Here is a 12,402-nt window from a genome sequence, read left to right as displayed (position 1 = left end):
AGAAACCTAACTAGAAGGCTTCCCTTCCCCTGCCTTAACTTCTAGCTGATCTATACGTTGGAAACCTCGTGGCAGTTTTAAACCACGGCGACCACGCTCACCAACATAATCAAGCAATTCTTTCTCTGCAAACGTCATGAAACGCTTACCACTGTGTGCGCACAGCAAATCTTCAGGCAACAAGGTTGCTAGAGAACAGACCCATTCTTCTCTATCCTTAGCTCGTGCCGATGAAATGCTAATCAGTTTATTCCCTTTTCCTTTCGCCATTTGCGGCAATGATGCGACATTGAATGCAAGCATACGCCCTTCATTTGATACCACAACTGCTCGTGATCGCTCAGGGTCTGCCACTTTCACTGGCGCCAAGACTTTCGCATTAGTCGGCAATGTCAGCGTTGCCTTACCCGCTTTATTTTTCGCATGCAAATCACCAAGCTTGGCGACAAAACCGTATCCTGCATCCGAAGCAACTAGGTAATAAGACTCATCAGTATCCAATACAGCGGCTACGATATGTGTGTCTTTATCTAAACTGATGCGCCCGGTAATGGGTTCTCCTTGCCCCCTTGCGGAAGGAAGCGTATGCGCCTTTATTGAATAGGTACGACCATTTGAAGCCAACAAGACCAGTGTCTGATTAGAGCGCCCTTTGGTCGACAACAGGAACTCATCACCAGATTTGTAGCTAAGTCCGCGCTCATCTATCTCATGACCTTTAGCTGCTCGAATCCATCCCTGCTTCGATAACACTACCGTGATAGGGTCATTTGACAGCAAGTCTTCTTCACTGAAAGCTTGCGCTTCTTTACGCTCAACAATTGGAGTACGACGCTCATCACCGAAGTCATTAATTGCCTCTTCGATCTCCTTGATGATTAGCTTTTTGAGCTTCGCATCAGACGCAAGATAACCTTCTAAAAGCTGACGTTCTTTTTCCAGCTCGTCTTGCTCTCCTCGAATACGCATTTCTTCAAGCTTTGCCAGGTGACGTAACTTCAGCTCTAAAATGGCTTCCGCTTGAGTGTCCGTCAGATCAAAACGAGCCATTAGAACCGGTTTAGGCTTGTCTTCATTTCGAATAATCTCGATGACTTCATCGATGTTTAGGAAGGCAACCAGCAAACCCTCTAAGATGTGCAGCCTTTTTAAAACCTTATCAAGGCGGAACTCTAAGCGTTTACGAACCACACCGATTCGAAATCTTAGCCATTCACTAATAAATACCGGCAGGCTTTTCACTTGAGGCAGGCCATCAAGGCCAATCACATTCATGTTTACACGATAAGATTTCTCTAAATCTGTGGTCGCGAACAGATGCGTCATTACCCCTTCAATATCCACTCGATTGGACTTCGGCACAATCACCAAGCGAGTCGGGTTCTCATGGTCAGATTCATCGCGAAGGTCCACCACCATAGGAAGCTTTTTCGCCTGCATTTGCGCTGCTACTTGCTCTAGGATCTTGCTACCAGAAACTTGATGGGGCAATTCGTACACAACGATCTCACCCTCTTCGACACTGTAACGAGCACGCGCCTTAACTTGTCCCTTACCAGTCTCATACAACCTACGCAGATCATCTCGAGGAGTGATGATTTCACCACCCGTTGGGAAGTCTGGGCCTTGCACATACTCTAAAAGCTCATCCAGATCTGCTTTGGGGTGTTTAAGCATATGAATACAAGCTTCGCCCACTTCACGCAGGTTATGTGGAGGAATATCTGTCGCCATACCGACTGCAATACCGGTCGTGCCGTTTAGCAAAAGGTTAGGCAATCGAGCTGGAAGAACAGCAGGCTCATCCAACGTACCATCAAAGTTTGGCACCCAATCTACGGTACCTTGATTCACTTCTTTTAATAGCACATCGGCATACTTGGACAAGCGTGACTCTGTGTAACGCATCGCAGCAAAGGACTTAGGGTCATCTGGTGCGCCCCAGTTACCTTGACCGTCCACTAATGGGTAGCGATATGAAAACGGCTGCGCCATCAGTACCATTGCTTCATAACAAGCACTGTCGCCGTGGGGGTGGAATTTACCTAAAACATCACCCACGGTCCTTGCTGACTTTTTGTATTTAGCCGTGGCTTTCAGCCCCAATTCACTCATGGCATACACGATGCGTCGCTGAACAGGCTTAAGTCCGTCACCAATGTGCGGTAAAGCTCGATCCAAAATGACGTACATTGAATAATTCAGATAAGCCTTTTCGGTATAATCTTTTAAAGAAAGCGTTTCATTGGCTTCGAAGTTAGTCATTTCACTCAAAAGCAGGGTCCTTACAGTATGAGGTTGCCTAGAAAAAGCCTAAGCATATCTATAACTTAAATATTGCTACCTACTATAATCAGGCACCATTTCACCTGCAACCGAAACCCTACACTAAATCTGTATTAGTCGTTTTTTTGTATACGTTGTAAACTAATTAGTGATACTAAGACGCGGATCAAATGATATGAAGGCAACTCTTGGACAAGAAAGCTGGCAACACATAGTACATCACTCTGAAAGTTTGCGAGTGTATGAAATACAGCTATCCATGAATGAGCATGCTAATCATAATGTTACTTTCCCCTATGACAGCCTAGTCACTGTCACCGACGGACAAATATTCCTAGAATCGGAAGGTGAAGAAACCTCATTAAAAGCCAATCAAGCGGCATGGCTAAGCCATGAGCAGGCATTAAAATGCGTTGCGGTTTCAGACATTGTAAGATTGTTTATCGTGGTGTTTGTAGGGCAAACAAAGCGGGAGAAAAAGAAGTGTGAACGCTTTGCCAGTGGCACCGAACACAAGCATAAGCTAAACAGCGGTATAACCTACTGGACTGTTGAAAACAAAGAGTTTGGGAAGATTGAGTGGATCATGCTACCCGCCCAACACAAAGAAGCGGATTACTATTTCAAATCATCTGAGCAGTTCATCTTACCACTTAATTACGACAGCGCTCTGAGCATCACTTTTGATCAAAAAAATGCCCAAGTCATCCCAAAGTCAGGAATAGTTGTTACAAAAGGCACTTCAAGGAGCCTATTTAACCGTTCCTCCAAACCGATCACATATCTCAGTATTACAACGCCCTACCCAAGCAAAAGTAGAGTTATAAAAGTACATGACCATAGTAAAGCTTAACGTAACGTCAAGGCTGTCAGAGTATGATCTTCCCATTGCCCGTTAATCTTTAGGTAGTTTCGTGCGACTCCCTCTTTCTCGAACTTCAAGCGCGCTAGCACGGCTGCACTCTTGTGATTTCTTGGCATGTAGCATGCTTGAATCCGATCGATATTTAACTCTTTCGAAATGTATTCAATACCAGCAGACAAACACTCATGCATATAGCCTTGGCCCTGAAGGTCTGCAGCAAGACTGTAGCCCAAAAAACAGGATTGAGATATACCTCTCACGAATTGGGAATAGTTGCTGTACGCCAACATGCGATCCCGCTCAGGACTCAGTAAACATAAGACACAACCTCTATCCTCAATGAAATCACGGCGCATTTCCTTTACACGAAGATAACAAGTCTCGTCACTGTAGTAATCCTCACCTCGAAGCGGCTCCCACTGTGCAAGATGCTCGCGTTGCTCATTAACGTAGGCTTTTAACAATGGCGCTTCTTCTAGGCTCAATAACTTTAGCACCCCTCTTGGTGTTTTAATCACAGGAAATCTGGCATTGTCTTGCCAACTTTTATGACTTAGCACCACTTTTTCCTTCTGCACTTCTAGCAACTTCAAGCTGTAACGATCGAACCAAAACTGCCCTCCAATGGATAGCACACGCAACATCATCGAGTGATTCATCCACGCTTCAGCTTGCTCCCTCTTGCGCCAGTAGAAAACAAGCTTTGCCGATTCATCTACCACCCAGTCAGCGTATAGATACCCCACCTGCTCAGCTGCCAAATCCATGACTTTCTCAGTCATTACGCGGTACATTACATCATCACGCAGCTCAGATGTTTCAATACTGACTGCATAATAAGGCGTGGCGTAGTCACCTTCCATAAACAATACTCATAAAATATTCACAATATTGGAACCAAGCCCTGAATCCTTTGTCTATAATATAACCAGTTAAGATTAAGGACAGTGAGCTAGATCTTAACTAGGCCATTGCAGCGCACATCTTTTTTGCAGTGTCCACATAGTCATTAGTTCCGACATGCATTCGACGCTTACCCCTTGGCGTCTATACGGATAGTTTAGCCCGCCCCCCTAATGGCGGGCTTTTTTTATAAAAAAACGAGAAGCACTCAACGCACTTCTCGTTTCTTCGTAATCAAACTACCGCCTGTAACCAAGCTTTAACCATTATGAAACTCGTTCACCATGAGCCTGCTTATCAGCATGGTAGGAAGATCGTACCAATGGACCACAAGCTGCGTGCTTAAAACCAAGCTCTTTCGCCACTTGCTCGTAGCGTTCAAACTCTTCTGGATGAACAAATCGATCCATCGGGAAGTGATGCTTAGATGGCTGCAAGTATTGACCAATAGTCAACATATCTACGTTATGAGCACGAAGATCTTTCATAACTTCGACGATCTCTTCAAAAGACTCACCCATTCCAACCATCAAACCAGATTTCGTTGGTACGTCTGGGCAACGATCTTTGAATTTCTTCAGCAGATCAAGAGACCATTGGTAGTCAGAACCAGGGCGAACCTGACGGTATAAACGCGGGATCGACTCTAGGTTATGGTTAAACACATCTGGCGGAGCAATTTCAAGAATGTCTAACGCCGCATCCATACGACCACGGAAGTCTGGCACCAGTGTTTCAATCTCAATGTTTGGACTAAGCGCTCGTGTCTCACGAATACAATCAACAAAATGTTGTGCACCGCCATCACGAAGATCATCACGGTCAACAGATGTAATCACAACATATTTTAAGCGCATATCACGAATGGCTGTCGCCAGTTCTTTTGGCTCATCTGGACTCAGAGCATTGGGACGACCGTGCGCAACATCACAGAACGGACAACGACGAGTACAAATATCACCCATGATCATAAATGTCGCTGTGCCGTTAGAGAAACATTCACCCAAGTTAGGGCAATTGGCTTCCTCACAAACCGATGCCAATTTATGCTCACGCAACGTACTTTTAATGCGAGCAATCTCTGGCGATGCAGGCATACGCACACGAAGCCAATCAGGCTTACGAGGAATTTCTTCTGTTGGGATAACTTTAACAGGAATACGGGCCATTTTTTCTGCGCCACGTAGCTTTTCACCCTGTACAACTCGCTTTTGCTGAGTAGTCATTCTTATATTCACCCTTGTTGGATAATCGGATGAGAATATCCGAGACGTTCAGCCAGTATGTTGGCTAGCTGAACTTTAACTTGCGCCATGCTGACCTGTGGCTGCAAGCGCTTCATATCTATCATTTGAAGTCCCTGATAACCGCAGGGATTAATTCGCAGAAATGGATTTAAATCCATATCTACATTCAACGCAACGCCGTGAAAAGAACATCCTCTACGGACTCTTAAGCCCAGTGAGGATATTTTCATTCCATTCACATATACACCCGGTGCATCCGGCTTGGGGTAAGACTCAATACCATGCAGCTTGCAGACATCGACAATTGAGTTTTCAATAAGCGTCACCAGATCACGAACACCAATGCCTAGACGCTTTAAATCAATCATGATGTATGCGATTAACTGACCAGGGCCATGATACGTGACCTGCCCGCCACGATCCGCCTGAATGACTGGGATATCCCCAGCATCCAAGAGGTGCTCAGCCTTTCCTGCTTGTCCTTGCGTGAAAATCGATGGGTGCTCGAGGAGCCAAATCTGATCTTGGTCTTGTTTAGTACGAGTCTGGGTAAACTGCTTCATTTCTTCCCATGTAGACTCATATGGAACAACACCAAGATCACGACACAGAATTGCGTTTGGCATGAATTACATAACCATTTTAATGGCTTCGACTGCCATAAGATCTTCATGTAAACGAGCCAATTGTGACTCACTTTCAGCTCGAATACGTAGACCAAAACTGACAAACCTTCCCTTAGAGGAAACATTCTTCTTAATAGACGACTCGTCGAACTCAGGCGCATGAGTGCGAACATGTTGAATAACTGTCGCTTGAATATCCGCCACATCCATCGCTACAACTTTAATCACATAGTTGTCACAGGGAAATTCAATTTTAGGGGCATCTGGCGCATCCGCTGCAACAACACCTTGCTTATTAATTAAAGCCATTCTTTGCTATACCATTACTTAAAACAAGTTCATAAAGAACAATTTAACTTTATCAAATAGACGCTTAAAGAAACCGCCTTCCGCTACAGGCTCTAATGCAACCACTTCTCTTTCAAGCAATACATTATCCGCTGTACCTACGATAATTTTACCTAACACATCACCTGCTGCAATCGGAGCTTCGATTTCAGGTGCAAGCTCTAGGGATGCTGGAATCGAATCGGCATTTTGACGAGGCATAGTAACCAACACATCATCAGCAAAACCAACTTTAACAGTATCTGCTTCACCACCCCATACGCGTGCATCACTCAACACTTGTCCGGCGCTGTACAACTTACGCGTTTCGTAATAACGGAATCCGTAGTTTAAAAGCTTCTGAGTTTCTGAAGCACGCGCTTCATCAGAATTCGTTCCCATCACAACGGCAATCAATCGTGTACCGTTACGCACAGCAGAGGCGGCTAAACAATAACCAGCGGCATCAGTATGACCTGTTTTTAGACCATCTACTGTTTTATCGCGCCACAACAACTTATTTCGGTTTGGTTGACGAATATCGTTGTAGGTGAAGTATTTCTCTGAGTACATTTTGTAGTTTTCAGGGAAGTGCACAATGGTGGCACGAGACAACAGTGCGATATCGTATGCACTTGAATAGTGACCATCAGCGGGGAAACCAGTTGAGTTAACAAAGTGAGAGTTGTTCATACCCAGTAGCTTGGCATGCTGGTTCATCAAGTCAGCAAACGCTGCTTCACCGCCAGCGATGTGCTCTGCAACGGCAACACTTGCGTCATTACCAGATTGAATAATGATGCCGCGCATCAAATCTTCTAGACGCACTTGAGTACCTTCACGAACAAACATTCGTGAGCCCTCCATACGCCAAGCTTTTTCGCTTATCGTCACCTGATCATTAAAGGAAATATTACCTTTTGCCAGCTCATATTCAGTGATGTAGGCTGTCATAAGTTTTGTCAGGCTAGCCGGAGGCAATTCTTCACGACTGTTGTGCTCAACCAGTACATCACCAGTGTAAGCATCCATCAAAACATAGCTATTGGCCGATAGCTGAGGCGGTGCTGGGATTAATGAAGGTGCCGCGTTGGCCGTAGAAGTAACAAAAATACATGCAAAAATAAAAAGAGATAACAGTCGTTTCATAGTTTTAAACGTCTTAGTCTAATCCGTGAGGCGAGAATGATACTAGAGGGAGCTTTGAATCTCTAGCCTAGATAAAGTTCCCCTAGGGAGCTAACGCTACTTTTACACTTTTGCCAAAGCCTGCTGCATCCAATCTTGTCTGCCAATCTTCTAACAAAGCATCACTTTCATATGGACCAACCAACACTTTATAAAGCCCATCTGGAGCATGCAAAACATCAATATTAATACCCGTATCAAACTTCTCAAGCAGCCTTTGCTTTAGACGAGCGGCGGAGGCTTGTTGAGAAAACGCTCCTAGCTGAAGATGGCTAAACAATAAAGCATTGGCTGGTGCTTGTGCCGACACTGGTGCGACACTAGGCGTAACAACTGGCTTTGGCTGAGCAGCGGCAACAGGCGTTGAGGAATATCGCTCCCCAGGCCTCGGTGTAATGGCTTCGATACGCACTCTAGCTAGACCTTTCTTATGGTAGCCCAGACGCGCTGCAGCGGCATAAGATAAGTCAATCAATCGATCACCGTGAAATGGGCCACGGTCATTAACGCGAACAATCACAGATCGTTGATTATCAATATTGGTCACTTTTAAATAAGTAGGCAATGGCAATGACTTATGGGCAGCAGAGAAAGCATACATATCATATGTTTCCCCATTTGAGGTTTTATGCCCGTGAAACTTCTGCCCATACCAAGATGCTGTCCCCTCGGCCGTATAACCTACCGCTGAGTCCATGACATAATATTTTTTCCCCCACACCTCATAAGGTGATTTATTACCTCCTCGGCTTTTGGGTTCATATTTAGGAACTAGATCTGGCAAATGATCTACTTTGATATCGCCTGATGGGGCATGATCCTGCAATATACTGTAACGCCCTCCCCCTGACGCTTTATCGTAATCGACAGAGGAACCATTTATGTGGCTAGTACTTGTACAACCAACCAGCCACAAAGTAGATACTGCTGCCAGATATTTAGCTACCTTCATACTGTTCGATCCTATTTGCTAATTCTAAAACTGACATGGCATATCGTCGACTAGGGTTGTAATCCATAATGGTGAAAAAGTTTTCATAAGCCAACCAATAATCCACATGACTGTCACTTTCTCGCAAACCAATCAACCCAGCCTTAGCGCCATTATAGTGAGTTGTTGACCACACCCCTTTTTCAGCCCACTCTCTCATCGACAGAATTGGAGCGCGGCCTTTGTTCACCATCTCCTGCACAGACTCAAGATTATCTACTCTGGCTGTAATAGCTGCTTTTTCGCGGTATTTCCAACCATGATGACGCAGGTAATTGGCAATGCTTCCAATAGCATCCGCTTCTGATCCCCAAAGGTCGACTCGACCATCTTGATCGTAATCCACCGCCAGCTTCATGTAATTACTAGGCATAAACTGAACCATGCCTAATGCCCCACTATAAGAGCCTTTAGTAGAGCCAATAGACCAACCTTGATTACGAGCAAGCAACAAATACGCTTCTAGCTCACTTTGAAAATAGCCGCCACGTCGGGGGTAATCGAACGATAAAGTGGTTAATGATGTGAACACATCTTTGCTACCAGTTACCTTACCGTAGGCTGTTTCAACACCGATTAAAGCAACAATGACTGGCCAATCGACTCCATAGTCTTTCTCAGCTTTTTGCAACCAAGATTTATTGCGCTCAGCAAAAGCGACGCCCTGCTTAACGCGAACTGGGTCAATGAAGTTAGCTCGGTACTTATGGAAGGGCACCAGCACTTCAGGCTGATTATCAGATTTTGTGATGACCTGGTGGCGCTTAAATGTATTGGAAAATTTATCCGTTAATAGCGCTCGATCATAACGATGTTCAGAAACCATCTTGTCAATAAATTGCTGAACTTCTGGTTGTTTTATATAAGGTACTTGCTGAAATGCCTCTTGTGCGGTCTGAGCTTCAACTTGACTTCCTGCCGTAGTGCATCCCAATAAACCCAATGTTAAGCTTAGTGCCAGTACTCTATTCAACATTACCTTGCCCTTTTATGCGTTTGTATCGACATTAAAATCCCAAATGTCGCCATGATGGTAATGATGGAGGTACCACCATAGCTCACCAAAGGTAACGGTACACCGACAACCGGTAAGATCCCAGACACCATGCCAATATTTACAAACATGTACACAAAAAAGGTAAGCGTTATACTCCCAGCCAGTAAACGCGCATAGTTATCTTCAGCATAAGCGGCAATGTACAAGCCCCTAGCTATCACCAGCAAATAAGCACACATTAATAATGCACACCCAATCATGCCAAACTCTTCTGCCAACACTGCAATAATGAAATCGGTATGGCTCTCTGGTAAAAAGTTTAACTGAGCTTGAGTGCCTTCAAGGTAACCCTTTCCATGCAATCCACCTGAGCCAATAGCGGTTTTGGACTGGATAATATTCCAACCTGACCCTAGCGGATCACTCTCTGGATCTAAGAAAGTTAACACGCGTTGTTTTTGATAATCACGCATGACCTGCCACAGTCCATATGCCGCCACAGGCACAGCTGCCGCGGCACCAATGATGTAACGCCATCCAAGCCCCGCAAGAAATAGCGCAAAGATACCAGACACGCCGACCAGCAAAGCGGTACCCAGATCGGGCTGTTTAGCGACCATCAGCGACGGCACCGCAATGATCACAAGCACCGTGACAATTTCTTTAAAGCTTGGAGGCAATGGACGGTTTGCAAAATACCATGCAACCATCATCGGCATGACAATCTTCATGATTTCAGACGGCTGAAACCTCAACCCACCTGGTAATGCTAACCAACGTTGAGCACCCTTTGCCCCGACACCGAATAACAGCACACACGCAAGCAATCCCACCAATACGACAAACAGAAAGGGAGAAGCTCGACGCATGTACTTTGGTGGCAACTGCGCTAAACCAAGACATGTGACCATACCGATTCCTAGACGCAATACTTGACGCTCCACCATGGCGACATCTTGTCCAGAAGCTGAGTACAAAACAAACAGGCCACCTGACATCAAAATTAACAGCGCTACCAGCAATAAAACATCAACGTGTGTCAGACGCCATAACCTAGCATTCGTAAACGCTATAAAACGGTGGTAAAACTGCCAGTTCATCGGCGCTGCTCCTCAAAGTAATCATATTCTTGAGGGTAATCGTCGTACAAGTACGCATCAAAAAGCGCTTTGGTTAGATCAGCTGGTTTAGAACTGCTGCCGCCATTTTCAAAAATAGCAAATACTGCAATTTTAGGCTTCTCGGCCGGTGCAAACCCGATAAATAAAGCATGATCATGCAATCTTTTATCTAAGCTATCAGCGTCGTATTCCTGATCATCAGCCAAACTAAACACTTGGCCTGTACCAGTTTTCCCTGCGATAGTGTACTCAGTTCCCTGTAGACGTCGCCCCGTACCACGAGCGTCCGTAATCACTTTCTCCATAGCTCGAACCATACGCTCCCAGTTACGCTGATCTTTTAAAACAATTTCATGCTCTACACCTTCGTTGCCCTCAAAGGTTGCTGGAGCATTATCAACTTCATTAACCATTCGCGGGTAATACATATGACCCCGTGCCGCCATCGCAGCGTTGGCTGTAGCAATCTGTATTGGCGTCGCCACCATGAAGCCCTGACCGATACCAACGTTTACTGAGTCACCGGGATACCATGGTTCTTTATAGCGTGCTTTCTTCCATTCATTGGATGGCAGCAAACCTTTACTAGCGCCATTTAAATCCAGAATAGACGACTGCCCATAACCAAATTTTGAAAGAAACGTATGAATCGGCGTAATCCCCATTTTATGAGCAAGTTGGTAATAATACGTATCAACAGACTCAATTATGGATCGTTCTAAATCAATCCAACCATGTCCGCCTCGTTTCCAGTCGCGATAACGGCGTCCATTTGGATTTATCTGGTAATAACCACGGGCATAATAGGTTTCAGACCAAGAAGAAAAGCCGTATTCAAGCCCAGCAAGCCCCATAAAAGGTTTAATCGTTGAGGCTGGAGGATAGCCTCCTCGCAAAGCGCGGTTAAATAGGGGGAGACGTTTATCGTCACGAAGTTCAGCGTATTGATCCACCGAAATGCCTCGGACAAACAAATTAGGATCAAACCCTGGTTTAGAAACCATCGCCAGCACACCACCATTATTTGGATCAATGGCAACGACAGCCCCTTTGTAGTTACCTAAGAGGTCATAGGCATACTGTTGCAGACGGGCATCCATATATAGGTGTAAATCTTTACCTGGCGTTGGATTTTGTCGCTCTATCTCAGACATGATACGTCCGCGAGCATTCACCTCAACTTTCGATATCCCAGGCTTACCGAATAATGTCGATTCGTAATACTCTTCGACGCCGGTTTTACCAATGAAAAGAGCGCCTTGATAAGCCATTCTATCCACACGCTCAAGGTCACGGGAAGTGATTCGTCCAACGTAACCGATTGCATGGGCAAATGCCTCGCCGTACGGGTAATAACGAGTTAATTGTGCCTCAACTTGAACTCCATCTAATTTATAGAGATCAACAGAGACTTTAGACCATTCATCGTCAGATAACTGAGACTTCAATGTAATGGACTGATACGGGCGACGGTATTCTTTTAGCTTACTTTCGTACTCACTCCAGTCCTCTTCCGAAATGTCGACTATAGGCGAAAGTGCTGCTTTAAGCTCAGGTAAACTCGCAGCACGTTCTGGAATAACGGTTAAGCTATGGATAGGACGATTATCAGCAAGCACGACACCATTGCGATCATAAATCAATCCTCGCGGTGGCGGCTCAGTCACCAGCATGACTCGGTTATCATTGGCTTTAGTTTGGTATAGCTCGTATTCCATCACCTGAAGATAAAACAAACGAGCCATCAAGACCCCAACCATGAACAACACGAAAGCAGCAGCGACTACAACTCTTCGTTTCGTTAAAGAATGTTCTTGGCGATAATTCCGAAAAACTTGATGGTGTTTACCC

11 protein-coding genes are annotated in these 12,402 nt (G+C 45.1%); 1 reads left to right on the top strand and 10 read right to left on the bottom strand.

Annotated elements, in window-relative coordinates:
* Positions 1 to 6: 6 nt before the first annotated feature.
* Positions 7 to 2,274 (bottom strand): DNA topoisomerase IV subunit A, encoded by a 2,268-nt coding sequence (gene parC / locus C8D85_RS14835; protein ID WP_133564152.1) that lies wholly within the window; start codon positions 2,272 to 2,274, stop codon positions 7 to 9.
* Between the two features lie 187 nt (positions 2,275 to 2,461).
* Between parC and C8D85_RS14830 the strand changes: the two genes are divergently transcribed.
* A complete protein-coding gene (locus tag C8D85_RS14830; RefSeq protein ID WP_133564150.1) occupies positions 2,462 to 3,139 on the top strand; it encodes a hypothetical protein in 678 nt (225 codons plus the stop codon).
* Here the strand turns inward: C8D85_RS14830 and C8D85_RS14825 are convergent.
* The 9 genes from C8D85_RS14825 to mrdA form a co-directional block, all read right to left on the bottom strand.
* The gene (locus tag C8D85_RS14825) at positions 3,136 to 4,014 is read right to left on the bottom strand and encodes a GNAT family N-acetyltransferase (protein WP_133564147.1); all 879 of its coding nucleotides are present in this window, start codon (positions 4,012 to 4,014) and stop codon (positions 3,136 to 3,138) included. The genes C8D85_RS14830 and C8D85_RS14825 overlap by 4 nt on opposite strands.
* Positions 4,015 to 4,320: 306 nt before the next feature.
* Positions 4,321 to 5,280, bottom strand: coding sequence for a lipoyl synthase (lipA, locus tag C8D85_RS14820; RefSeq protein WP_133564145.1), 960 nt, complete (start codon positions 5,278 to 5,280; stop codon positions 4,321 to 4,323).
* A gap of 8 nt (positions 5,281 to 5,288) precedes the next feature.
* Entirely contained in the window at positions 5,289 to 5,927 is a 639-nt protein-coding gene (gene lipB / locus C8D85_RS14815; RefSeq protein ID WP_133564142.1) for a lipoyl(octanoyl) transferase LipB, read from the bottom strand.
* A 3-nt stretch (positions 5,928 to 5,930) separates the two neighbouring features.
* Complete coding sequence (locus C8D85_RS14810; RefSeq protein WP_133564140.1) at positions 5,931 to 6,236, bottom strand: YbeD family protein; 306 nt, start codon at positions 6,234 to 6,236, stop codon at positions 5,931 to 5,933.
* A gap of 18 nt (positions 6,237 to 6,254) precedes the next feature.
* Positions 6,255 to 7,403 carry a D-alanyl-D-alanine carboxypeptidase family protein gene (locus C8D85_RS14805; RefSeq protein ID WP_133564137.1) on the bottom strand — a complete coding sequence of 383 codons (1,149 nt, stop codon included), beginning with the start codon at positions 7,401 to 7,403 and terminating at the stop codon, positions 6,255 to 6,257.
* Positions 7,404 to 7,485: 82 nt separating this feature from the next.
* A complete protein-coding gene (locus tag C8D85_RS14800) occupies positions 7,486 to 8,394 on the bottom strand; it encodes a septal ring lytic transglycosylase RlpA family protein (RefSeq protein WP_133564134.1) in 909 nt (302 codons plus the stop codon).
* A complete protein-coding gene (gene mltB / locus C8D85_RS14795) occupies positions 8,381 to 9,409 on the bottom strand; it encodes a lytic murein transglycosylase B (protein ID WP_133564132.1) in 1,029 nt (342 codons plus the stop codon). The genes C8D85_RS14800 and mltB overlap by 14 nt, the downstream gene beginning before the upstream one ends.
* Complete coding sequence (gene rodA / locus C8D85_RS14790) at positions 9,409 to 10,530, bottom strand: rod shape-determining protein RodA (RefSeq protein ID WP_133564129.1); 1,122 nt, start codon at positions 10,528 to 10,530, stop codon at positions 9,409 to 9,411. The genes mltB and rodA overlap by 1 nt, the downstream gene beginning before the upstream one ends.
* Positions 10,527 to 12,296: a penicillin-binding protein 2 gene (gene mrdA, locus C8D85_RS14785; RefSeq protein ID WP_244937030.1), complete on the bottom strand. Its 1,770-nt coding sequence runs from the start codon at positions 12,294 to 12,296 to the stop codon at positions 10,527 to 10,529. The genes rodA and mrdA overlap by 4 nt, the downstream gene beginning before the upstream one ends.
* Between the last annotated feature and the right edge of the window lie 106 nt (positions 12,297 to 12,402).

The sequence above is a fragment of the Marinomonas communis genome (genome assembly GCF_004363305.1).
Taxonomy (GTDB): domain Bacteria; phylum Pseudomonadota; class Gammaproteobacteria; order Pseudomonadales; family Marinomonadaceae; genus Marinomonas; species Marinomonas communis.
Note: the sequence above shows the minus strand (reverse complement) of the source record. Positions and strands in the feature narration are given on the sequence as shown.

Coding starts and splice junctions, on each gene's coding strand:
- C8D85_RS14830 (WP_133564150.1), top strand. CDS start 2,462: ATGAAGGCAACTCTTGGACAAGAAAGCTGGCAACACATAGTACATCAC.
- C8D85_RS14825 (WP_133564147.1), bottom strand. CDS start 4,014: ATGGAAGGTGACTACGCCACGCCTTATTATGCAGTCAGTATTGAAACA.
- lipA (WP_133564145.1), bottom strand. CDS start 5,280: ATGACTACTCAGCAAAAGCGAGTTGTACAGGGTGAAAAGCTACGTGGC.
- lipB (WP_133564142.1), bottom strand. CDS start 5,927: ATGCCAAACGCAATTCTGTGTCGTGATCTTGGTGTTGTTCCATATGAG.
- C8D85_RS14810 (WP_133564140.1), bottom strand. CDS start 6,236: ATGGCTTTAATTAATAAGCAAGGTGTTGTTGCAGCGGATGCGCCAGAT.
- C8D85_RS14805 (WP_133564137.1), bottom strand. CDS start 7,403: ATGAAACGACTGTTATCTCTTTTTATTTTTGCATGTATTTTTGTTACT.
- C8D85_RS14800 (WP_133564134.1), bottom strand. CDS start 8,394: ATGAAGGTAGCTAAATATCTGGCAGCAGTATCTACTTTGTGGCTGGTT.
- mltB (WP_133564132.1), bottom strand. CDS start 9,409: ATGTTGAATAGAGTACTGGCACTAAGCTTAACATTGGGTTTATTGGGA.
- rodA (WP_133564129.1), bottom strand. CDS start 10,530: ATGAACTGGCAGTTTTACCACCGTTTTATAGCGTTTACGAATGCTAGG.
- mrdA (WP_244937030.1), bottom strand. CDS start 12,296: ATGGCTCGTTTGTTTTATCTTCAGGTGATGGAATACGAGCTATACCAA.